Annotated in this window: 19 protein-coding genes; 3 read left to right on the top strand and 16 right to left on the bottom strand. The window is 59.2% G+C overall.

Annotation, left to right across the window (positions count from 1 at the left end; translation table 11 throughout):
• The first annotated feature begins 687 nt into the window (after positions 1-687).
• Positions 688-2571, top strand: coding sequence for an ATP-binding cassette domain-containing protein (locus tag G518_RS0117210; RefSeq protein WP_028603624.1), 1884 nt, complete (start codon positions 688-690; stop codon positions 2569-2571).
• Positions 2572-2714: 143 nt separating this feature from the next.
• On the opposite strand, the gene leuD is transcribed toward G518_RS0117210, so the two are convergent.
• The 4 genes from leuD to G518_RS35590 are packed head-to-tail and all read right to left on the bottom strand — an operon-like array spanning position 2715 to position 6633.
• A complete protein-coding gene (gene leuD, locus G518_RS0117205) occupies positions 2715-3347 on the bottom strand; it encodes a 3-isopropylmalate dehydratase small subunit (protein WP_028603623.1) in 633 nt (210 codons plus the stop codon).
• A 9-nt stretch (positions 3348-3356) separates the two neighbouring features.
• Positions 3357-4790, bottom strand: a complete 1434-nt coding sequence (locus G518_RS0117200; RefSeq protein WP_245597991.1) for a 3-isopropylmalate dehydratase large subunit — start codon at positions 4788-4790, stop codon at positions 3357-3359.
• Complete coding sequence (locus G518_RS0117195; RefSeq protein ID WP_028603621.1) at positions 4787-5656, bottom strand: isocitrate lyase/phosphoenolpyruvate mutase family protein; 870 nt, start codon at positions 5654-5656, stop codon at positions 4787-4789. The genes G518_RS0117200 and G518_RS0117195 overlap by 4 nt, the downstream gene beginning before the upstream one ends.
• A complete protein-coding gene (locus G518_RS35590; protein WP_051236902.1) occupies positions 5653-6633 on the bottom strand; it encodes a Bug family tripartite tricarboxylate transporter substrate binding protein in 981 nt (326 codons plus the stop codon). The genes G518_RS0117195 and G518_RS35590 overlap by 4 nt, the downstream gene beginning before the upstream one ends.
• 132 nt (positions 6634-6765) lie before the next feature.
• On the opposite strand from G518_RS35590, the gene G518_RS0117185 reads away from it, so the two are divergent.
• Positions 6766-7509, top strand: coding sequence for a GntR family transcriptional regulator (locus G518_RS0117185; RefSeq protein ID WP_028603620.1), 744 nt, complete (start codon positions 6766-6768; stop codon positions 7507-7509).
• A gap of 275 nt (positions 7510-7784) precedes the next feature.
• On the opposite strand, the gene glmU is transcribed toward G518_RS0117185, so the two are convergent.
• Positions 7785-9239 carry a bifunctional UDP-N-acetylglucosamine diphosphorylase/glucosamine-1-phosphate N-acetyltransferase GlmU gene (gene glmU / locus G518_RS0117180; protein WP_051236899.1) on the bottom strand — a complete coding sequence of 485 codons (1455 nt, stop codon included), beginning with the start codon at positions 9237-9239 and terminating at the stop codon, positions 7785-7787.
• A gap of 303 nt (positions 9240-9542) precedes the next feature.
• Between glmU and G518_RS0117175 the strand changes: the two genes are divergently transcribed.
• Positions 9543-10544: a Bug family tripartite tricarboxylate transporter substrate binding protein gene (locus G518_RS0117175; RefSeq protein WP_036595069.1), complete on the top strand. Its 1002-nt coding sequence runs from the start codon at positions 9543-9545 to the stop codon at positions 10542-10544.
• 136 nt (positions 10545-10680) lie between these two features.
• Here the strand turns inward: G518_RS0117175 and G518_RS0117170 are convergent, their stop codons facing one another.
• The 11 genes from G518_RS0117170 to G518_RS0117120 all read right to left on the bottom strand — a co-directional run bounded on the left by G518_RS0117170 (position 10681) and on the right by G518_RS0117120 (position 21538).
• Positions 10681-11298 (bottom strand): glutathione S-transferase family protein, encoded by a 618-nt coding sequence (locus G518_RS0117170; protein WP_084651919.1) that lies wholly within the window; start codon positions 11296-11298, stop codon positions 10681-10683.
• Positions 11298-12527 carry a CaiB/BaiF CoA transferase family protein gene (locus G518_RS0117165; RefSeq protein ID WP_028603616.1) on the bottom strand — a complete coding sequence of 410 codons (1230 nt, stop codon included), beginning with the start codon at positions 12525-12527 and terminating at the stop codon, positions 11298-11300. The genes G518_RS0117170 and G518_RS0117165 overlap by 1 nt, the downstream gene beginning before the upstream one ends.
• 58 nt (positions 12528-12585) lie before the next feature.
• Positions 12586-13575 (bottom strand): Bug family tripartite tricarboxylate transporter substrate binding protein, encoded by a 990-nt coding sequence (locus G518_RS0117160; RefSeq protein ID WP_245597990.1) that lies wholly within the window; start codon positions 13573-13575, stop codon positions 12586-12588.
• 43 nt (positions 13576-13618) lie between these two features.
• Positions 13619-14326, bottom strand: a complete 708-nt coding sequence (locus G518_RS35585; protein WP_051236897.1) for a flavin reductase family protein — start codon at positions 14324-14326, stop codon at positions 13619-13621.
• A 94-nt stretch (positions 14327-14420) separates the two neighbouring features.
• A complete protein-coding gene (locus tag G518_RS0117150; protein WP_028603614.1) occupies positions 14421-15245 on the bottom strand; it encodes an amidohydrolase family protein in 825 nt (274 codons plus the stop codon).
• A complete protein-coding gene (locus tag G518_RS35580; protein WP_245597989.1) occupies positions 15242-15781 on the bottom strand; it encodes a carboxymuconolactone decarboxylase family protein in 540 nt (179 codons plus the stop codon). Before G518_RS35580 ends, G518_RS0117150 begins: the two co-directional genes overlap by 4 nt.
• 59 nt (positions 15782-15840) lie before the next feature.
• On the bottom strand, positions 15841-16617 hold the full coding sequence (locus G518_RS0117140) for an enoyl-CoA hydratase/isomerase family protein (RefSeq protein ID WP_028603613.1): 777 nt from the start codon (positions 16615-16617) through the stop codon (positions 15841-15843).
• A gap of 142 nt (positions 16618-16759) precedes the next feature.
• Entirely contained in the window at positions 16760-17746 is a 987-nt protein-coding gene (locus G518_RS0117135; protein ID WP_211231728.1) for a D-2-hydroxyacid dehydrogenase family protein, read from the bottom strand.
• Entirely contained in the window at positions 17739-18704 is a 966-nt protein-coding gene (locus tag G518_RS0117130) for a Bug family tripartite tricarboxylate transporter substrate binding protein (RefSeq protein ID WP_028603611.1), read from the bottom strand. Before G518_RS0117130 ends, G518_RS0117135 begins: the two co-directional genes overlap by 8 nt.
• Before the next feature lie 47 nt (positions 18705-18751).
• On the bottom strand, positions 18752-19210 hold the full coding sequence (locus G518_RS0117125; RefSeq protein ID WP_028603610.1) for a MaoC family dehydratase: 459 nt from the start codon (positions 19208-19210) through the stop codon (positions 18752-18754).
• A gap of 30 nt (positions 19211-19240) precedes the next feature.
• Positions 19241-21538 carry an acyl-CoA dehydrogenase family protein gene (locus G518_RS0117120; RefSeq protein WP_028603609.1) on the bottom strand — a complete coding sequence of 766 codons (2298 nt, stop codon included), beginning with the start codon at positions 21536-21538 and terminating at the stop codon, positions 19241-19243.
• Positions 21539-21657: the final 119 nt, after the last annotated feature.

The following is a 21657-nucleotide window of genomic DNA, read 5'->3' as shown; positions in this document are numbered from 1 at the left end:
AAGCATTCCGCCAGCGTTCAATCTGAGCCAGGATCAAACTCTACAGTTCGATCTTGATAAATTTATACTCTTTCGAGTTACTCATAAAAAAGGAATTGAAGTGAACTTCACTTCTATTCTCATGAGCGTTTGATAGTCTAAAAGACTTGGCAATTAACCCACCAAACGCTCACGCTTATCGGCTGTATATTTTTAATGAACCCAGTAGCAAACTTGTCGTTTTCTGCCTGACTCGCTGCGATCAGCGAAGCCTTGAATTATCGCACAGATTTTAAAGACCTGTCAAACTCTGGGGTTTTTTGCAGCTGAGTCCGAAAACTCAAAACCACCTAAACCCACCAGCAATTCAGTTAACTTGTTAACCTCCTTGCCACCTCACCGAACAACTTAGTTGTTATCAGCGAAGCCCTCGATTATGGCACAGTATTTTATAACCTTGCAACAACCGGGGTCTTTGTCTTCGCGTTTCAACTAAAAGCCAAAACATCTCCAACTCAACCCACCGCAAACTGCGCTTCTCAGCACCTTCTGCTTCGCCCCCGCTTCAAACTGCTTGCAGTCATCAGGGGAGGAGAGCGACTATAGCACCGTTTGGCGGGCCCTCACATACCCGCCTAAAAATAATTGACAGAAGGACCTGTCAGACTCGGCACCTTTCCTTCCTGCTTCTTCCTGATCTCTATACAGATGGCCCTGCTTACTTTGCTCGACGCTCAACTCGCCTTCGGTCACGTACCGCTACTAGACCATGCGGACTTCTCTCTTGAGGAGAATGAGCGTGTCGGTCTGATTGGCCGCAATGGCGCAGGCAAATCCTCCATGCTGCGCATTCTGGCCGGCATGGAACGCCCTGACGATGGCACCTTGCAAAAGCGCCTGGATTTGCGGGTGGCTTTTGTAGCCCAGGAACCCTCTCTTGATCCCGACGCCACCGTGTTCGATACGGTGGCGTCTAGCCTGGCCCCAGTACGCGCGCTGATTGATGCTTACTGTATGGGCACTGGTGACCTGGATTCCATGCAAGCCCAGATTGAAGCCCAGGATGGATGGACTTGGGAACAACGTGTGGAAGAAACGCTTCATCGGCTGCGCTTGTCACCCGAGAGCGTGATTGGCACGCTCTCAGGGGGAACCAAAAAGCGTGTGGCGCTGGCCCAAGCCCTGGTCAAGAGACCAGAAGTGCTGCTGCTCGATGAGCCCACGAACCATCTGGATCTTGACGCCATTCACTGGTTAGAAGAGCTGCTGAAGGATTTCAACGGAAGCCTGGTGACTATTACCCACGATCGCGCCTTTTTAGATAGCGTGGCTACCCGCATTGTGGAGCTGGACCGTGGACATCTGCGCTCGTACCCTGGCAATTTCGCCACCTACCAAATTACCAAGGAAGAGCAGGCGGCGCAAGAAGCAACCATCAACGCGCGCGCTGACAAGCTGCTGGCCCAGGAGGAGATCTGGATCCGCAAAGGTGTGGAGGCGCGCCGCACGCGTGCCCAAGGCCGCATCAACCGATTGCAAGGCCTGCGCGCTCAGCGTTCGGCCCGGCGCGATGCCGTCGGCCGGGTGCGTATGGATGTCGATTCAGCGGGTGTGAATGGCTACCAGGGCAAGCTAGTGGCCGATCTGGAAGATGTTTCCCTGGCTTTTGGCGACAAGCTGATCGTGCAGGGCCTCACCACCACGGTGCTGCGTGGCGACAAGATTGGCCTCATTGGTCCTAACGGGGCGGGCAAGACAACGCTGCTGAAACTCGTTCTCGGCCAACTGGCGGCGGATAGCGGCAGCATCAAGCTCGGCGCTAATCTGCAAGTGGCCTATTTCGATCAAATGCGCGATGCGCTGGATCTGGACGCTACGTTGGCAGATTTCATCAGCCCTGGAAGTGAATGGATCGAGATTGGGGCCCGTCGCCAGCATGTGAAAAGCTACCTGGGAGATTTTCTGTTCAGCCCGGCACGCGCAGCATCTCCGGTGCGCAGCCTTTCGGGTGGGGAGCGCAACCGCTTGCTTCTGGCACGTTTGTTCGCCCGCCCAGCCAATGTGCTGGTGCTCGATGAGCCCACCAACGACCTGGATATCGACACGCTGGAACTTCTTGAGGAGTTGCTGCAGGCCTACGAAGGCACCGTGTTCCTGGTCAGCCACGACCGGGCTTTTCTCGACAACGTGGCCACGAGTACGCTGGCTTGGGAAGGCCCCGGCCTCTGGCGTGAGTATGAAGGCGGTGTGCAAGATTGGTTGACGCAGAGTGCGCGCTGGCGAGCGCTACAAGCCGCCGATGTGGACCAAGCCACTCCAGCCATTGCGGCTCCCGCTGCGGCGCCAATGCCGGGAGCTACCAGCACGGCGTTAAAAAAGAAGCTTTCCTACAAGGACCAGCGCGAGCTCGACACCCTGCCGGGACAGATTCAAGCGCTGGAGGCCGAGCAGAATAACTTGCGCGCGGCTTTAGCCGACGGCACCCTCTATCAAACGGATCTGGAAAAGGCCATGGCGATGCAAGCACGCGATGCGGCTATCGACGAAGAGCTCTTGGGTGCCATGGAGCGCTGGGAGAGCCTCTCCGCTTGAAGTGTCGCGGGACCTTACCAGCGCAAGCTGGCAGGTCCTAGTTGTTGATACGGCCGCATGAAATTTGAATTCCGTTCGCCCTGAAAAGGGTCTAAGCCCTTCGACAAGCTCAGGGCGAACGGTTAATACATCACCGTGCCTGATCAACAGTCTGATGCAGACATGGCGTAGGCCCACGGCCTAAGCTCTCGGTCCGCAGCGCGAAATTCCTCTATTTCTGGCAGGCGCTGGAGCGTGAGCGCGATCTCATCCATTCCTTCGAGCAGCATGGCTCGTAAGGCCTGGGGCGCAGTAAACGACCAAACCCTCCCGGTGGGTGACTCCACACACTGCCGCTCCAGGTCCACCGTGACGCGGCCCATGCCCTGGCTGGACTCGACTTCTTCCGCGATGGTGCGCACGTGCTCTATGGGCAACTCCACCGGCACCATGCCGTTGCGAAAGCAGTTGTTGTAGAAAATTCCGCCGAACGATGGCGCAATAACGGCACGAAATCCAAACTCGCGCAGAGCCTTGGGCGCTCGCTCGCGCGAAGAACCGCATCCAAAATTGCGGTCCGCCAGCAGTACCTGGGCATGGTTGTAAGGAGCTTGGTTAAGCACGAAGTCTGTATTGGGCGAACCATCAGGCAGAAAGCGCCAGTGATGGAACAGGTTCGCGCCATATCCTTTAGCGTCAGTGCCACCCAGGAAAAGCGCCGGAATGATCTGATCGGTATCGATATTGATGTGCAGCAGCGGTGCGGCTATGCCGCTCACTTGGCGGAAGGCTTCCATGGTGGTTCTTCAGTCAGTGCCCGTGAGAAGGCGGGGATCGGCGATGCAGCCAGCGATGGCAGAAGCGGCCACGGTGGCGGGGCTGGCCAAATGGGTACGCGTGGCAGGGCCTTGGCGGTCTTCGAAATTGCGATTAGTGGTGCTGATGATGCGTTGGTCCGCAAAGCGCGAATCCCCCATGTTGGCGCAGAAGCCACAAGCGGCTTCTCGCCATTCAAACCCGGCCTCCATGAATACGCGATCAAGGCCTTCAGCCTCCGCTGCGTGCTTGACCGGCGTGGAGCCCGGTACACACACGGCTTGTATGCCCTGTTTGACACGTCGCCCACGCAGCAAGCGCGCTGCGGCTCGTAAGTCAGATAAACGTGCGTTCGTGCAGGAGCCGATGTAGGCCGCATCAATGGCGGTGCCCATAAGAGGCGCTCCGGGTGTGAGGCGCATGTACCTGATGGCTCGCTCAGCCAGTGCGCGGGACTCTGCATCTGGCGCAGTTGCGGGGTCAGGCACCACATCTCTTACCGACAACACCTGCTGCGGGCTGACGCCCCAGGTGATCTGCGGCGTAAGGCTTCGGCAGTCAATATCCACCTCTTTGTCGAACTCCGCTCCTTCGTCGGTGCGCAGACGGCGCCAATGAGCCACCGCCTGATCCCACGCGGCACCGCGCGGCGCGAACCGGCGCCCCACCAGATATTCGAAGGTGGTGTCATCAGCCGGCACAAAGCCGTACTTGGCCGAGAACTCCACTGACATATTGCACAGCGTAAGCCGGCCCTCTACCGGCAGGCTGGCCACAGCCGAGCCCGCGTACTCCACCGCGTAGCCGATGCCGCCCTGCGCCCCCAGCTTGCCAATCAGCGCCAGGATAAGGTCTTTGGCATATACGCCCTCGCCTATCGCGCCGTTGAAGTTCACCCGCATACGGCGCGGGCGGGTCTGCGCGAGTGTCTGAGTGGCCAACACGTGTTCGGCTTCACTGGCGCCTATACCCCAGGCCAAGGCACCAATGCCTCCTACCGTGCTGGTGTGGCTGTCGCAACAAACCAGCGTAGCCCCCGGAAAAACAATACCTTGCTCGGGTGCCACCACATGAGCAATGCCTTGAAGCGGATGGTCGTAGTCGAAGAAATGCAGCCCCCAGTCTCGCGAGGCCTGGCGCGTGGTCTCTATCATGATGGGCCCGCTCTTGGATGGCGATTCGATCGGCCCACGACCTGGGCGGGTGGAGATCAGGTGCTCGATCACGGTGAGCACTTGCTCACGCGCCATGGGGGTCCGCCCGCTCTCAGCCAGCGCACGCATGACCTGGCTACCCGAGAGTTCATGCAATACCAGCCTGTCGATCTGAAGCAGATCTGCATCAGGCGATAACGAAAGAATACGGTGCTCAGCCCATACCTTATCCAGGAAGGTGCGGGGTGGCGCGGGTGCTTTCATGCTCATGCATACCTCTGTTCCAGCGCCTTGAATCCGGCGCCATCCAACACTTGCTGACGCTCAGCAAACATCATGAGTTGATCTTCCGCCCCCTCAATGGAGCCATGTTGATGCAAGTGCCCCAGTACGCGCTCCATGGCGAGCATGGACGCTTGCAGCGCGGCGTTGGCGTAGCAAATGGCAGCGTATCCCGCACTTGCCAATTCCTCGCGTGGCAGCAACGGTGTCTTGCCACCGATCACCATGTTGCACATATGAATACCAGGCACTTCCCGGGGGATGGCAAGCAGCTCCTCTCTCGTCAAGGGAGCTTCAACAAACAGGAAATCAGCACCTGCCGCTTGATAGGCACGTGCTCGATCCAGCGCTGCCTCAAAGCCCTCCACGGCACGCGCGTCGGTGCGGGCGAGGATCATCAGTCCATCATCTTCACGCGCGTCGACCGCCGCCTTGATCTTGGACACCATTTCCTGCGTGGGCACCACGCCCTTCCCATCGAAGTGACCGCATCGCTTGGGATAAGTTTGGTCTTCCAGCATGATGGCGTTGGCGCCAGCGCGTTCCAGCAATTGCACCGTGCGGCGAGTGTTCAACGCGTTGCCAAAACCGGTGTCTGCATCGGCGAGGATGGGAAGACTCACGGCCTCACGAACGGCCGCCACGTGCTGAGCCAACTCGGTCACAGACACCAGCCCGATATCGGGCATGCCCAGGTACGAATTGGCCACCGCCGCGCCACTGACCATGAGCGAACGAAAACCCGCCCGTTCAATGAAACGCGCCGCCAGTGCGTTGCCGGCGCCAGGCATCAGCATGCCTGCGCCCGCACGCAACTCAGCACGCAACTGAGCATGGATGAGCTTCATGCTCATTGCACCACCACGTTGGCACGTTTGACCAGTGCTTTCCACGCACCGATCTCGTCACGCAATGTCTTGGCCAGCACGTCTGGGGAACCGCCCACGATGGCCACACCGTCGGCACGGAATTTTTCTTTCACGGCGTCCAGCGCCAGCACATCGTTCATGGCCTTATTGAGGGTTTGCACGACCTGAGGCGGTATGCCGGCTGGCCCGGCAATGGCTTTCCAGTCGTAGAGCACGTAATCTGGCCACCCTTGCTCCACGAAGGTGGGCACCTGGGGCAGCACATCGGTGCGCTCAGAGCCGCAAATGCCCAGCGCATGGACACGGCCCGATTTGACGAAACTCGCGCCATAAGTGGAGGTCGTGAGCATCAGATCGATGGAGCCTGACAAGAGATCATTGAAGGCTTGTGAAGAGCCTTTATAGGGAACGTGCTGCATCTGCACGCCCATGTGGAAGGCCAGGGCCTCCATGCCAAGGTGGGCAATCGTGCCAATCCCGGCGGAGCCATAAGTCAAACGACCGGGGTTTTGCTTGGCGGCTTGGTAGAGGTCTTTGCCGTTACGCAGTTTGGAGTTGGCATTGACCAGGATCACGCCGGGATCGCGCGAAACCATCACAAGAGGCTGGACATCCCGCACTGGATCAAAGGGCACGTTCGTCGTGGCGGCCTGCATGGCATAGCTGCTCGACATATTGAGCAAGGTGTAGCCATCGGGCGGGGAACGTAATACGTGAGCACTGCCTATGGTGCCCCCTGCCCCAGCCTTGTTTTCAACCACCACGGCAGTCTTCAGGCGTTCCCCGAGATGCTTGGCCATCAGGCGCGCCACCATGTCACCACCACCCCCGGCTGTAAAGGGCACTACAAACGTGATGGGCCGACTGGGGAATTCACTCTGAGCGGAAGCCATATGAGGCCAGGCAAGGCCCAAGCTGCTGCACGCACCTGCATGTAGCCATTGGCGGCGGTTCATGTTCATCGAGGTCTCCTGATTATTTTTAAGTTCAGGGCTGCAGTGTCCATAACCCAAGGCTGACACACAATAAGACCACTGGTCCTATCGTCATAAGACCAGAATTCCCCCACCATTCCGGCCGAAACTACTCGCCTTATGTCCGCAACGCTCAAGTACCGCCATGTCGAACATGCCCTGGCTCAACGCATCCAGCGGGGGGACTATGCGCAAGGCTTGCCGGGCGAGCGAGCGTTGGCTACGGAATTTTCTGTGGCGCGCGTCACTGTGCGCAGTGCTTTGCGTGCGCTGGAAGATGCGGGGCTGATCAAGCGCCAGCAACGCCGCGGCACCCAAGCCACGGGGGGCCCTGACATGGCAGCGCGACGCCGGCTACTGCGCGAGCATGTGGACAAATTTCTAGACCGCGGTCGCCGCGACCACCGCAAGGTGCTGTACTTTGGGCGCGTTGGGGCAAGCGCTTCCGTGGCGACATCGCTGCAGGTGCCGGCAGGCACGGAGGTCATACACATTGCCCGCCTCAGATCGGACGATACGGCGCCGCTCACCTATACCGAAACCTATCTGCCCGTGGCCATAGGCCATCCGCTCACCCGAGCTGAATTGGAGCGCAAGGCTTTGGTACAGATCCTGGAGGCAAGCGGCACCCGCATCGCGTCTGCGGAGCAGCGATTCACGTGCATCCCTGCTCCTTCGGGGGCGGCGCAGCATCTGGGTATTACCGAAGGCGCGCCGGTGTGGAAGATCCACCGCGTGCTGTTTGACTCCCAGGGCAAGCCTCTTCAGTTTCTACTGGGTTGGTATAGAGCAGACAGGTTTGAGATCGGGATGCGTCTTTCGCTGGAAGAGGATGCAACTAAGGTTTGGTTCGACTATCAGTGAGGGAGGTGTGGCCACCGGGTAAGGGCTGGTCTGATCTGGGTTTCAAATTTGGCGTTTCTGGGCGCCGGGTCCGGTCTTCGATCTGAAGACAAGAGAAGAAGGCAGCTATCAAGCGTTGTGAATAAATCTACCGCCGCTTGCCCTCACCCCCACCCTCTCCCAAAGGGAGAGGGAGTAAAAAAACCCGCGCCGAAGAGGTGAAAGGATCGCACTAACCCCCAGAGCCTTGAAGCCTTGAAGCCTTGAATTCCTGAAGCCCCAGGACTTCAGGAGTCCTACGAGGCCTTTTTGGGTCGTTCCCAATTGCCAAGGGTTGTCTGCTTGCCTCGTGCGACGCTCAGGGCGCCTTCAGGGACGTTCTTGGTAATGGTGGAGCCGCCTCCTATGGTGGCACCAGCGCCAATGGTCACCGGGGCTACCAGCACACAGTTGCTGCCCACGTGGACATCGGCCTCGATCACAGTACGGTGTTTGTTGGCGCCGTCATAGTTGGCGGTGATGCTGCCGGCGCCATAGTTCACACGTTCACCCACGGTGGCATCGCCCAGGTAGGCCAGGTGATTAGCCTTGGCGCCCGCGGCGAGGGTGGAGTTCTTGACCTCCACGAAATTTCCGATGTGCACCTCAGGGCCTAATTGAGCGCCGGGGCGCAGGCGGGCGTAAGGACCGATCAGGGCACCGGCGCCCACCGTGGCGCCCTCCCGACCACCGTCGATGTGGGTAAAGGGATGGATCACGGCGCCAGCATCAATGCGGGCATTCGCGATCACGCAATGCGCGCCGATCTTCACACCATCTGCCAGTGACACCGCACCTTCAAAAATGCAGCCAACGTCAATCTCGACGTCTTGCCCGCAATCGAGCGTGCCGCGCAAATCAAACCGGGCCGGATCTAACAGGCGAACACCAGCTTCCATTAAACGGGTGGCGGCGCGCCTTTGTACCCCTCGCTCCAGCTCAGCCAATTGCACGGGGCTGTTGACGCCGGCTACCTCCATTTCGTCATCGATCTTCAAGGCCACTACCGGCGTGCCGTGCGCCACCGCGTGCTTGACGACATCAGTCAGGTAGAACTCCTTTTGAGCGTTGTCGTCACGCAGGAGCGCCAAGTATTGTTTCAACAGCGCGGTGGGCGCTGCCATGACGCCGCTGTACCACTCGGTGATGCTGCGCTGGGTGGGAGTGGCGTCGCGGGCTTCGACAATGGCTTCCACAGGGGCGTCGGCCGCGCCCGAAGCTGCACGCACGATGCGGCCATAAGCGCCCGCGTCTTCTCCCGTGTCAACCGTCAGCAGCGCAATCTTCTGGCCGCCGCATTGAGCCACCAACTGACGCAACGTGGCAGGCTCCACCAAGGGAACATCGCCGTTGAGAATCAGGGTGACGCCATCGTCAGGCAGCAGTGGAGCGGCCTGTTGAACCGCGTGCCCGGTGCCTAGTTGGGGTTCCTGCCGCACAAACTGGAGTGGCATTTGAAGCGGTTCGCTCCCATTCAACCTGGAGCCTGCCGCGCAAAATGCCTCCACTTCCGCGGCCCCGTGGCCGACGACCAACGTGGCCCCTCTGGCACCCAACCGCTCGGCGGCCTGGAGTACATGGCCCAGCAGAGGCCTCCCTGCCAGCCGATGAAGCACCTTGGGTAGGCGGCTTTTCATGCGCGTGCCCTTGCCGGCCGCCATGATGACGACGTCCACGGAATTGAAGATCGGAGATGCGATTGGTTCGGTCATGGGAGCGAATTATCGGTCTCCCCGGAACATGGGGCGACAAGGCCTTGCGAAGAGTGGCTAGAGCACCTGCAATTGCAACGCCAGGCGTCGTTCGAGTCGCCCCAAAAATCTGAGTTTCATTTCCTGTTTCCGGTGCCGTCCAAGTTTCAATCAAAGACTGCGGGCCTGGTATGTACCAGCGCCGACGGGAACCTAGTGCATGAGCCTTGCGCCGATGTGCAAAGCAGAAGTGCCGCAGAGGGGCTTACTGAAAGCTTACTCGGATTACTACACTGAATTAACAACTACCCGGGAGACAGTTACATGATCAAGCGAGAGGGCGATTCAGCCTCAGCGTCTCGTCGAACCATTCTTCGAGCGTTTGCAGGCGGACTTGCGGCCATTTCTGCAGGCGTGCACGCCGAGGAGTTTCCTAACCGGACTATCAAGATCGTGGTGCCCTACCCACCAGGCGCGATCAACGACGTGCTGGCACGGGCCATCGCCGATCAGATGACGAAATCCTTGAAGCAGTCAGTCATTGTGGAGAACCGGGCGGGGGGTAATACGTTGATCGGTACAAACGCCGTGGCAACGTCCAAACCCGACGGCTACACCTTGCTCCAGATGCCCCCGGCTCACGCCATCAATGCCAGCTTGGTAGCCAACCTTCCCTACGACTCCGTCAAAAGCTTCACTCCCATTACTTTGGCGGCGAGCGCCCCCCTCCTACTGCTCGCGCGCAAGGATGCACCGGCCAAGAACGTCAAAGACCTAGTGCGACTGGCAAAGGAAAAACCTGGGCAGTACACGTTCGGATCTTCCGGAACTGGAGGAACTGCTCACCTCATGGGGGAAATGCTCCAGTCGGTAGCAGACATCAAGATGCTGCACGTGCCCTACAAAGGTACGGCTCCTGTCATTACCGACTTGATCGGAGGGCAGCTGGATTACACATTCGGCACGTACTCCGGGGCGGCATCTGCACTGAAGTCTGACCGGGTGCGGGTACTCGCCATCACGAGCGCAGAGCGCTCTCCCGCATTCAAAGACTACCCCACCATCGCTGAATCCGGTTACCCCACCTACGACATCGAAGGATGGTGGGCATTCGCCGCCCCGGCCAACACGCCTGCTCCGATCGTCGAGCGATTGAACAAAGCGATCGTTGAGGCCGTCAATGCCCCCGGCCTGGCCCCCAAGCTGGCCATGGAGGGCATCCGCGCCCGAGGCACCACACCCAAGGAATTCGAAGCTTTCCTGACCAAAGAGATAGAAACATGGAAAACGATCATCAAGGATCGCGGTATCAAACTTGATACATAAAGTCTTGGTGGATGCTGGACGCATTCGACTTCGAAAAGCATTCCGGTAACGCCAAATAAAAAGGGTCACGACAAGTCGTGACCCTTTTTGCTGGGAGGAGCTCTGCTCAGCAGGGCTGGGCAAGAGCGCCTGAAAATCAACCGTCAATCGGTTCTGTGGCTTTCAAAGAGGGGCGCTCGGAGAACTTGGCGTACCACTTGGCGAGATTCGGGGCTTGGGCACGCCAGCCGAAATTTTCGAAGCGATAGTCCATGTAGCCCAATGCACATGCCACGGTGATGCTGCCCATTGAAATCGGGGCCGCTTCAAGCGCAGGTGCTTCGGTATCCAGCTGGCGCAGCGAAGCGCGAGATTTCAATTCGAAGGCGTCCATCAAAGTCTGCAAGGGCTGTTCGCGCTCGCGTTCGTTGCGCCAAAGGATCAAGGCATCCAGCAGACCGTCTCCAAATGCATGCCAGCGCAGGGACTGCCAGCGGCTTTCCCCTTCCAGCGGGAACAGCGGGCCCCCAGCGAGATCGTTCAGATATTCACAGATGACCACTGAATCGAACAACACCGAACCATCCGGGCGAACCAGGGTGGGGATCTTGGAGAGCGGGTTCGCCACCATGATGTCCGGATTGGGCTTGAGCATGGCAGCCACGGAGCGAATCAGCTCCAGCTGCGGCAATAGATTGAGCTCGTGTGCACAGATCATCACCTTGCGCACATAGGGTGACCTGGGGGACCAATGGAGTTGCAGCTTACCGTTCATCAGATGACCTCCGAAGCGCGCAGCGCCTCTATATCAGCGGGTGCATAACCCAGCTCCGCGAGAATATCCTCGCTATGTTCACCCAGAAGCGGAGGCGCCGACCGGATCGGTAGCGGATCGCCTTCGAAGCGCATGGGGCTGGCCACCAAAGGTACATCTACGCCAGATGGATGCGGCACGTGACGCAGCATCTGCCTCTCCACCACTTGAGGCTCCTCAAAGACTTCAGCCACGTTGTTGATCGGGCCACACGGTACACCAACCGTGTCCAGTGCGGTGATCAGTTTCTCGCGGGTCCACTGGGCGAACTCAGCGCGCAGCAGCTCGGACAATTCACCTATGTTGCGCACGCGCTGTGCATTGGTGGCGAAGCGCTCATCCTCCACCCATTCGGTTCTTCCAAAAACCTTGCACAAGCGAGCAAATTGGCCATCGTTACCTACGACCAGGATCACATCACCATCTGCGCAGGCATACACGTCTTGCGGCTGGATATTTGGATGCGCGTTGCCATTTCGGCGGGGCACCTTTCCACTCACGAGATAGTTCATGGCCTGGTTGGCCAGCGTGGCCACTTGAACATCCAGCATGGCGATGTCAATGTAGCCCCCCACACCGGTTTCATTGCGCCGCGCAAGCGCCGCCAATACAGAAACCGCTGTGTACATGCCGGTCATCAGATCCACGATGGGCACGCCTACCTTCTGCGGCCCGCCACCCGGTTTGCCGTCTTTCTCACCGGTCACGCTCATAAGACCGCCCATGGCTTGAATGAGAAAATCATAGGCGGGTTGATCGCGACGTGGGCCAGTCTGACCAAAGCCGGTCACCGAGCAATAGATCAAGCGAGGATTGATTTGGCGCAGTGAAGCTTCGTCCAGCCCGTAGCGCTCCAAGGTGCCCGCCTTGTAATTTTCAAGAACGATATCGGCGCGTTTGGCCAGCTCCTTGATGATCTGCTGGCCTTCAGGCTTCTCCAGGCTCACGGTGATGGAGCGCTTGCCACGGTTAACGGCCAGGTAGTAGCCCGCCTCCTTGGTGGGTTTGCCCTCAGCATCCTTCAGAAAGGGAGGACCCCAGCTTCGGGTGTCGTCGCCTGCTCCGGGACGTTCTACCTTGATGACTTCGGCGCCCAGATCAGCCAGGATTTGACCCGCCCAGGGGGCGGCCAGAATGCGGCTGAGGTCAAGGACCTTGACGTGGGACAGGGGGCCAGTTTGGGTGCTCATAGGAAAAAGGGAGTCTTGGAGAAATACGAAAGACAGTGTTGAAATTCGGCGTAAGGGATTACTTATCCCCCAACAAACCCAGGGTGCCGAGTAGTTGCTGCATGGCTTGCTTGTCTTTCTGGACGAAAGCCGTGGTTTCTGCCGGTGAAAGCTGCAGTTGTTCAGCCCCTTGGGTGGTCAGCACCTTCTGCCATTCGGGATCGGCACTCACGCTTTCGAAAGTCTTGCGCAAAGTTTCAATCACTTCTGGCGGCGTTCCCTTGGGCGCAGCCAAGCTATACCAAGTGGCGGTAGCCGTATTGCCGTACCCGAGCTCTGCCATAGTGGGCACCTGTGGTAGTTGTGGGCTTCGCTTGGCACCGCCGTAAGCCAAGGCCTTCATTCGGCCATCATCGATAAAGGGCTTCACTGCGGCAAAGTTAAGCATGCCCAGTTGCACCTGACCGCCCAGCAGATCTTTGAGGGCTGGAGCCGCACCGGAATAAGGGACATGCGTCATTCGGATCTGCGCGGCCTGCGCAAATGCTTCCGCACCGAGATGGGTCGCGCCCCCCGTGCCTGCGGAAGCGTAGTTCAGCGTTCCTGGATGCTGGCGCGCGTAGGTGATCAGGCCTTGCAGATCGTTCACGGGAAGCGAAGGGTGAGCCACGAGGACGTTGGGTTGACTCACCACAATAGCTATAAAGGAGAAGTCTCCAATGCCGTCGTAGGGAATGCGCTGCATCAGTGGCGTCACCACATGACCGGCTGAAGTGCTGATCAACAAGGTGTAGCCATCAGGTTTGGCACGTGCCACAAAGCCTGTGCCAATGGTGGCCGCCCCGCCTGCCTTGGCTTCTACGATAAAGCTCTGGTTAAGCCGCTTCGATAGTTGCTGCCCCAAGGCTCGCGCCATCCCATCGGCCGGGCCCCCAGCCGCGTAGGGATGAACTAGCGTGACAGGCCGAGCCGGCCAGGCGCTCTGCGCTTGTGCAAAAGGGACCGCGGCAAAGACTGCTGACAGCAGCAAGGCGCGGCGAGCGAAGGACTTGATTAGCAAATGGGCCACGGTGTCTCCAATATTAAAGTTATGACCGATTCCGGCGTGCGAATCAGGATGACGGGTTGCTCTGTGAACTAATGGGGGCCCAGCCCTCTCCGCCCGGTGGTTTTTGCAGCATGGGGCGATGAAAAATTTCCCCTAAACCAGCATAGAAAGGACCGCCCAAGCGGGCCACAGGCCGCATAGCTTCGGAATTCACGCGGTGGCCGTCATAAACACGGTCTGCCAGATGGAAGGCCACCACCTCGCCAATGTAGAGCGTGTTGATGCCACGCCCGAGTGTCACTATCTGGTCGAGCTTGCATTCCATCTGCACCGGGGAATTCGCGATGCGTGGTGCACGCACGTGTTTGCTGGGCAGCAAATCAATGCCCAGCGCTTCCGTTTCGCTCACTTCAGGTCCAAACTCCTGAGCCGTGCGATGCATGACGTCCATCTGGTCTTCAGTGGCGATGTTCACGACAAATTCGCGTGTAAGGGCGATATTGCGGGATGTATCTTTGACGTTCCCGCTACCGGGCCGCAGAGCAATGTTGACCGCCAGCATAGGCGGGCTGGTCGCGACATAGTTGAAGGAGCTGAAAGGCGCTGCGTTCACGCGCCCTTGCTCATCGACTGTGGTGATCCAGGCAATTGGCCGCGGCACCACGCACCCCACCAGCAGCCGATAGGCAGTTTCGGTGTCCAGCGCTTCTCCGTCAACCAGTTGAAAGCGATCTTTGTTCGTGGAGCCAGCGGCCTGCTTGGGATCGTTCATCATTGTTCAATTCTTTCGGAGCACAGGGTTAGCAGCAAGGGTATAGCCGGCATAGCAGCTTTGCGGCTTGAGGGCCAGGGCTAAAAGTCTGGGCTTAGGAATAAAGGCGCTCAGGATTAAGGGTTAGAACCTGCTTCACGACGGCGTCGCTTCCGCTCCAATCCATGAACATGTCCAGCAGTTTCACTGGATCCGGCGTGGGCGTGACGCGCAGATGCGGCCAATCGCTGCCCCACAGCAGCCGTTCGGGGTTGGCTTCGACCATTTTCTTCTGGAACACACGCCCCGCCTCCCAATCGGGCTCCTGCAAGAGGTTGCGGTAAGCGCACAGCTTCACCCAGACGCGCCCGGTTTCCAGCAGCTCCAAAAGCACGCGAAAGCCCGGCTCATCAGGCCCGGCCTTGACATCGAAACCGCCCATATGATCAATTACCACAGGCATGGGCAGCTTGCGGACGTCGTCTGCGATGTCTGGAAGCGCCTTGCAATCGGTCCAGAGTTCGGCATGCAAGCCGGCATCCATCAGTGCCGGGGTCAGTGCATGCAGATCGGCCAGCGAGGCGCTGCCCGAAAAATTGGTGCCAGCGCCGCTGCGATGACTGAAACGAGCCCCGCGCACGCCGCGGTCACGCAAACCCTTCAGCGGGAGCGGGCTGCCAGGTCGCACCACCACCACACCGCGCAACGTTGGCTGTGCAGCCAGCGCATGAAGCAGCAGAGAGTGATCATCTCCATACGCACTTGGGTGCACGAGCACGCCATGGCGCAGACCCAGGCGGCGCAACAAGGCCATGTATTGCGGTTCCATGGCCTCTGGAGGGGTGTAGCTCCGATCGGCCGCAAGCGGGAAGCGCTCGTAAGGCCCGAACAGATGAGCGTGGCAATCCCAGCCGCCCAAACTGGGCTCCTCAGTCGTCATGTCAGCTCCCCTTCCTGCGGCAGCGCAAAGGCTGGGGCCACGCCTTCGGGCAAGGGAATTTCGTGGCAATTGAGCGTCATGGCCACCAAGGTGTAGTAGCCGACGAGCGCTGTCAGCTCTACCACCGCACGGACTCCAAAGCGCTCCACTACAGCTTGGTACGTGGCGTCAGAAACGGATTTGTGACGATTCAGTTCAGTGGCGTACTTCCAGATGACGGCGTCATCTTGCGACATGCCAGGAGGCTCTTGCTGTGCCAGAAGTGCTTCAAGAATGGCCAGCTCGATACCTGCTTTTTCGGCTTCGATGCGGTGGGCATACCATTCGAACGGCGAATGGCACGCGCGGCCTGTGACCAGGATGGCGAGCTCTGACAAGCGCGGAGGCAAGGATGTCTCATAGCGCAGGATGGCACCGATGGCCTGCCACTTCTCGGCGAGTTCGGCATTGTGCAAAGCCGCGCGCAGCGGGCCTTGGATTTTCCCGCGAGGGCCGGAAACGATCTTGTCGAGCACCGCACGCTGGGCGTCGCTCATCTCTTCAGCAGGGAATAGTGGAATGCGAGGCATAAGAATCCGATGATGAAGAGAAAGAATCAACGTCCAGTGAACACGGGGGGGCGTTTTTCGGCGAACGCGGCTTGCGCTTCCTTGGCATCATCCGTCTTGGCGATCTGGGCGGTCATATCCTGCTCGTAGCGATAGCCATCGCGCAGGCTCATGTCCTCAATCACGTTCAGCGTGTGCTTGAACATCCGGGTAGCCACGGGGCTCTTGGAAGCAATGGTGCGAGCGATTGAATACGCTTTGGGCATCAACTCTTCAGGAGGTACACAGGCTTCGACGATCCCCAGGCGGTAAAGCTCCTCACCGCCCATGCGCGTGCCAGTGAGCGCCATGAAGCGCAGCCGTGAATGACTGAAAAGGCGCATGGCATGCCTGCCACCGCCCAGCAAGCCCACGTCAACTTCCGGCATCCCCAGCGTAGCTTTCTCTGAAGCCACCAAAATATCGCTGGACGCGGCCATGGCAAGGCCCGAACCAAGAGCCGCGCCATTAATGGCGACAATCACCGGCTTCGCGCATTCCCGGATGGCATGAAAGCACTCGCGCGTACGACGGGAGTGCGCTGGCAGATCGCCAGGGCCTTTGATCACATCCTTGCGGCCTTTGAGATCCGCGCCGGCACAGAACACTTTTCCGGCGCCAGTGAGAACAACGGCACGCACTTCATCCATCTCGGAGATGCGATCCAAAGCGAGCGTGAGTTCATCGTTCAGCACACGCGTCAGCGCATTGACTGGCGGTGAATTCAGCGTAAGAGTGGCGACGAAGTCTTCTATCTGGACTTGGAGTTGGGTCAGGTCATTCATGGCTAGTGTCTCGGTTTTCTATGAAGTACCTGGGCCACCTTCTGCAAGGAGCCTCAGGATTGGATTGCAGTCTAGAGGGAGCGGTGCTGGCAAGTCATGAACCGTTCCCGCAATACTGGTATGCGCTGCAGGGGCATGGCATTCAGGACGTTTGCAGGGCCAACACTGGCCGCCCTTCAATCCACGCAAGAATATTCTCCACCACCCCCGCATAGAAGGCGGTGAAATTTTCCAAGGTGGCATATCCCAGGTGCGGCGTCAGGACGACGTTTTCCATTTTCAGCAGCGGATGCGAAGCTGGAAGCGGCTCCTGCCAGAAAACATCCAGCCCCGCGCCAGCAATGCGCCGCTCACGCAAGGCGTCTAGAAGTGCCTCCTCCTGGACGAGCCCAGCGCGCGACGTATTGATGAGCACGGCCTCACGCTTCATTTGCGCCAGCCTGGCCGCTGAAACAAGTCCAGCCGTGCGTTCGCTGAGCACCAGATGCAAGGAAAGTACGTCTGACTGCTGAAACAGCTCATCACAGCTCACTGCGCGGGCGCCATGCTCGGCGGCTCGATCTGCCGTGAGATTGGGGCTCCACGCGATGACTTCCATGCCTAAGGCGCGGCCGAGTTGCGCCATCTGTGCACCAATATTTCCCAGGCCGGCAAGGCCCAGCACACGACCGGCCACGCTGGACGCTAGCCTGGGCTGCCAACGCCCCTCAAGCAAGGCCTGATGGGATGGCACGATCTGCTTGGCTAGCGCGAGGATCAGTGCCAAGGCTGTCTCAGACGTGCTGGTACGCCCGTTGCGTGCTCCACGGGATCCGCTGACCAAGACACCTTGGCGCTTGCAGGCTTCGAGATCAATCGAAGCATTGCGCAAGCCCGTGCTGGCCAGCAGCCGCAGTTGGGGTAAGCGCTCGATTACGCGTGCAGGAAACGCGGTGCGCTCGCGCATGGCAACGACCACCTGAAAAGGCTCCAGGCGCCGCACCAACTCGTCCTCATCGGCGGCGGGCGTGGCGAATGCCTGCACCCGTACCCTCTCGGGTAAGGCATTCCACACTGGAAGATCTACCGCCAGTTGCTGGTAGTCGTCCAGAACGGCAACATTCAGTTGCCCGTGGCGATGGTCAGTCAAGTTTGATACCGGCTTTTTTGACCAGCGCACCCCAACGGGCAGACTCGGATTGCATCAGCTTGCGATACTCATCCGGAGTGGTGCTGATGGCGACAGCGCCCAGACCGGCCAGACGGCTTTTCACATCGGGTGTGGCGAGAGTGGTCACGAGTGCCTGGCGCATTTTCTCGAAGATAGGTGCTGGCAGGCCTTTGGGCGCGATGATGCCGTAGTTCGACTCCGCCACCACTTCTGGCAAGCCAAGTTCTCCGGTGCTGGGCACGTCTGGAAGCAACTCAGAACGGCGTGCGCTGGAAACAGCAAGAATCTTCACGCCGCGCGCGGTAAAGGCGCGCACTGCGGGAAGGTCAGCCGCCAGCACCTGCACTTCGCCGCCGAGCAAGCCGGTTACCGCCGGGGCAGCACCTTTATATGCGATGTGCACCATATTGATGCCGGCCTCCTGGGCGAACAGCGCAGCGCCAAGATGCGGCGTAGTTGCATTTCCTGCGGACCCGTAGTTAAGCTTGCCTGCGTCCTTTTTGCCCAGAGCGATCAACTCCTTAAGGGTGTTCACTGGAACCTGAGGCCCCACCGTGATGACCTGTGGCACGCGCGCGACCAGCGAAACGTAGTTGATTTCGTTAACGTCGTAAGGCATCTTTTGCAAATGCGGCAAAACGGTAATGCCACCAGGCACACCAAAGCCGAAGGTGTAGCCATCCGGATCGGCCTTGATAGCTGCGTCCATACCAATGATGCCACTGGCCCCGGAGCGGTTATCCACCAGAATGCTTTGCCCCAGCACCTCACCCAGGCGCTGTTGAATGGCGCGTGCGATCTGGTCCACAGGCCCTCCGGGCGGATAGGGCACGACGATGCGGATGGGTTTGGCGGGCCAGTTGGACTGCGCCATTGTGGGCATGGCGGTGCCGGCCAGCAAGGCCGAAGCGATGATGAGCAGGGAACGTTTTTTCATTTGAAGTCTCCTTATTGACGCGATAAAAACTAAAAAATGGGAAATGCTCACTCGTCTTGCAGCAGCAAGATGAACTGAGCGACCACAGCGGGGCGCTGCTGGCCTTCGATCTCGAACTCACACGCGGTGGTGATGCGCGTACCTGCGCCTACGCGCTCAGCGGCGTGCAGGCTCTGATGCAGGCGCACACGCGAACCTACGGGAACCGGTGCGGTGTAGCGCACACGGTCGGAGCCGTAGTTAAGGCCCTTGCCCCGGCGTTCCACACGGAATATCTGGCGCTGCAAACGAGGCACCAGAGCCAGCACGAACAAGCCATGCGCGATGGTTTTTCCTTGCGGCATCTCACGCGCCGCCCGCTCCGTGTCCACGTGAATCCAGAAGTCGTCTCCGGTCACTTCGGCGAAGCCATCGAGGTGGCGCTGCTCGATGGTGAACCAGTCGCTGGTACCAAGTTTCTGGCCGATGTGATCAAGAAAATCAGCGGGAGTTTGCAAAATCAACATGTTCGATCCTTGAAGAACGTGTTCATGAACTCAGGCGGGAAGTTCCAGCACGGTCTTGGCCAGAATGTTTCGCTGGATTTCATTGCTACCGGCAAAGATCTTGGCGTTCATGGCGTTAAATAGCGGCGACACCACATGCAGATCAATCTCACCGGTACGGCAATGGTCTCGAAACGCGCCATAGTCCTGCGCTGACTCGATCAGCAAGAGTGCCAGGCGCTCGTAGGTTTCTGTCGACCATATCTTCAGCATGGAGATCGTTGGCGGAATCGGCTCTCCCCGTTTGGCAATTTCCGCAAACCCGGCGTAGGCGGCGCCGAGATCGGCCGTATCCAACTGCAGTTCTGCCAAGCGAGCCGCGAAAGCCGCGTCGTCCAGCAACCCACGCTGCGCAGCCAGCATTTCCACTTGATGGAGGGTGTGCTGCGAATGCTTGGGACTTCCGGTGAACAGACGCTCGAACCCCAGCAAGGCCTTGGCCACGGTCCAGCCCTGATTCAGCTCTCCCACCAGGTTTTCACGCGGCACCCGAACGTCATCAAAGAAGACCTCGCAGAATTCCTGCTCGCCGGCGAGATTGCGGATGGGTCGTACGGTAATGCCGGGCGACTTCAGATCCACCAGCAGGAAGCTGATGCCCGCCTGCTTCTTCACGGTTTTGTCTGAGCGCACCAGCATGAACATGTGAGTGCCATCGCTGCCGTAGGTGGTCCAGGTCTTCTGGCCGTTGACTACGAAATGATCCCCATCCAACACGGCCTCCGTGCGGACGGCGGCAAGATCGGAGCCTGCATTGGGCTCGGAATAGCCTTGCGTCCAGACGTGCTCGCCTGCCAGCACCTTGGGCAGGAAACGCTGGCGCTGCTCGTCGGAGCCGAAGCGCATCAGAATGGGCCCTATCATCACCAGACCTTGATCAGGCGAGCGCGCCACACCCCAGGCCTCGGTCTCCTCAATATAGGCGATGAGCTTGTCGGCCGGAAGACCCAAGCCGCCGTATTGCTTGGGCCACGCAGGCGCCAACCATCCCAGGCGCGACAGCGTCATGTACCAATCCCGGCTTTCCGCCCAGGTCTGCCGATACGGCAGGTGTCTGCGCTCTTCGGGGTAATGCGCCGCGAAGAGCGCGCGCACCAAGGTACGGAACTCCCCCTCCGGCATGGCTTGCCAATCCTGATCAGGCGAAAAATCAGGTGCGGCGTTTGGAGCTGCTGCAAGCGCGTGGAAAGCGGCGGGTTCTGTCAATTTCTGCCAGCGGCGGCGATGCGCCGCAGGATTTCCCCAGCGACTGGCCAGTGCCATGGCTCGCTTGAAATACAAACCTACATCGTATTCGTTGGTGGTACCGATGGCGCCATGCATCTGTATGGCCATGCGCGTCATCTCAGTGGCGGCGTATGCGCAGCGCGCCTTGATGCGGCTGGCAGTGGCCGAAAGGTTAGCCTCGGTGAGCGCCGCCACCCCTTCACGCAGGCATGCCGTGGCCAGCTCGACCTGGATCAAGCCGTCGACCGAACGATGCTGCAAGGCCTGAAAGCTGCCAATGGGTTTTCCGAACTGCACCCGCGTATTGAGGTAATCCCGTGTCAACTCCAGGCTGCGGCGCGCAATACCCACCAGTTCGGCACTTTGGGCAATGCGTGCAATTTCGTTGGCTTGCGAAAGCGCGTTCAATACGGCTTCGCCCTGCGCGATCAACTGCCCCTCGGCACTGTCGAAATGCAGCGTAGCAATGGCACCACCATCCACACCACAATCATTTTCCACCCGCAGCCCCGGAGCACCCACAGCCACCCAGCACAGGACGAAAGACGATTCAGACTGTGCAGATACGATCCAGCCGTCCGCCCCCATACCAGGACGCACAAACGCCTTGCGTCCCTTGAGCACCACTTGATCGCCCTGCACGCTGGCCGCAGTGTTGCTTTCACCAGGATCCAATACACCAGCGCCCTCTTGCCAGGCCACGCCCGTCACAAGGCCACCAGATTGCAAATCAGCAAGCAAACGATCACGCAAGCCGCCTGCAGGCAAACGTGCCAGCAAGGCGATGGGATGCACACCGGCATCCACCAGTGGCTCCGGCAACAGATGCCGGCCAGCCTCTTCGGTAATGGCGACAAGTTCAGGCACTCCCAGACCCAAGCCGTCATCAGCCTCAGGCACCAGAATGGATAGCCACCCCAGTTCCGCGATCTCACTCCATACGGCGCGATCAAACCCGCCGCCCGCAGCTTCTAGCTCACGTACGCGGTGGCGCTGATCCACGCCCCCTAGAAAGCCCGCCGCACTATCGCGAAACATCGCGATGGATTCATTTTCAGCCATGTTGTTGTTCCCTAGCGCTCTGCGCCATCCTTAGCGTGTAAACCGCAAAAAATCAAAAGGCTGCGGAGCAAGCCATGCGAGGGCCACCGCGGAGCTGGCTTTGCCAGGTCGCTAGTGGC

The sequence above is a fragment of the Ottowia thiooxydans DSM 14619 genome, from assembly GCF_000422885.1.
GTDB lineage: Bacteria > Pseudomonadota > Gammaproteobacteria > Burkholderiales > Burkholderiaceae_C > Ottowia > Ottowia thiooxydans.
Note: the sequence above shows the minus strand (reverse complement) of the source record. Positions and strands in the feature narration are given on the sequence as shown.

What these genes read in the sequence shown, in the direction of transcription:
- G518_RS0117210 (WP_028603624.1), top strand. Translation starts at nt 688, where the DNA reads ATGGCCCTGCTTACTTTGCTCGACGCTCAACTCGCCTTCGGTCACGTA.
- leuD (WP_028603623.1), bottom strand. Translation starts at nt 3,347, where the DNA reads ATGGAAGCCTTCCGCCAAGTGAGCGGCATAGCCGCACCGCTGCTGCAC.
- G518_RS0117200 (WP_245597991.1), bottom strand. Translation starts at nt 4,790, where the DNA reads ATGAGCATGAAAGCACCCGCGCCACCCCGCACCTTCCTGGATAAGGTA.
- G518_RS0117195 (WP_028603621.1), bottom strand. Translation starts at nt 5,656, where the DNA reads ATGAGCATGAAGCTCATCCATGCTCAGTTGCGTGCTGAGTTGCGTGCG.
- G518_RS35590 (WP_051236902.1), bottom strand. Translation starts at nt 6,633, where the DNA reads ATGAACATGAACCGCCGCCAATGGCTACATGCAGGTGCGTGCAGCAGC.
- G518_RS0117185 (WP_028603620.1), top strand. Translation starts at nt 6,766, where the DNA reads ATGTCCGCAACGCTCAAGTACCGCCATGTCGAACATGCCCTGGCTCAA.
- glmU (WP_051236899.1), bottom strand. Translation starts at nt 9,239, where the DNA reads ATGACCGAACCAATCGCATCTCCGATCTTCAATTCCGTGGACGTCGTC.
- G518_RS0117175 (WP_036595069.1), top strand. Translation starts at nt 9,543, where the DNA reads ATGATCAAGCGAGAGGGCGATTCAGCCTCAGCGTCTCGTCGAACCATT.
- G518_RS0117170 (WP_084651919.1), bottom strand. Translation starts at nt 11,298, where the DNA reads ATGAACGGTAAGCTGCAACTCCATTGGTCCCCCAGGTCACCCTATGTG.
- G518_RS0117165 (WP_028603616.1), bottom strand. Translation starts at nt 12,527, where the DNA reads ATGAGCACCCAAACTGGCCCCCTGTCCCACGTCAAGGTCCTTGACCTC.
- G518_RS35585 (WP_051236897.1), bottom strand. Translation starts at nt 14,326, where the DNA reads ATGAACGATCCCAAGCAGGCCGCTGGCTCCACGAACAAAGATCGCTTT.
- G518_RS0117150 (WP_028603614.1), bottom strand. Translation starts at nt 15,245, where the DNA reads ATGACGACTGAGGAGCCCAGTTTGGGCGGCTGGGATTGCCACGCTCAT.
- G518_RS35580 (WP_245597989.1), bottom strand. Translation starts at nt 15,781, where the DNA reads ATGAGCGACGCCCAGCGTGCGGTGCTCGACAAGATCGTTTCCGGCCCT.
- G518_RS0117140 (WP_028603613.1), bottom strand. Translation starts at nt 16,617, where the DNA reads ATGAATGACCTGACCCAACTCCAAGTCCAGATAGAAGACTTCGTCGCC.
- G518_RS0117130 (WP_028603611.1), bottom strand. Translation starts at nt 18,704, where the DNA reads ATGAAAAAACGTTCCCTGCTCATCATCGCTTCGGCCTTGCTGGCCGGC.
- G518_RS0117125 (WP_028603610.1), bottom strand. Translation starts at nt 19,210, where the DNA reads ATGTTGATTTTGCAAACTCCCGCTGATTTTCTTGATCACATCGGCCAG.
- G518_RS0117120 (WP_028603609.1), bottom strand. Translation starts at nt 21,538, where the DNA reads ATGGCTGAAAATGAATCCATCGCGATGTTTCGCGATAGTGCGGCGGGC.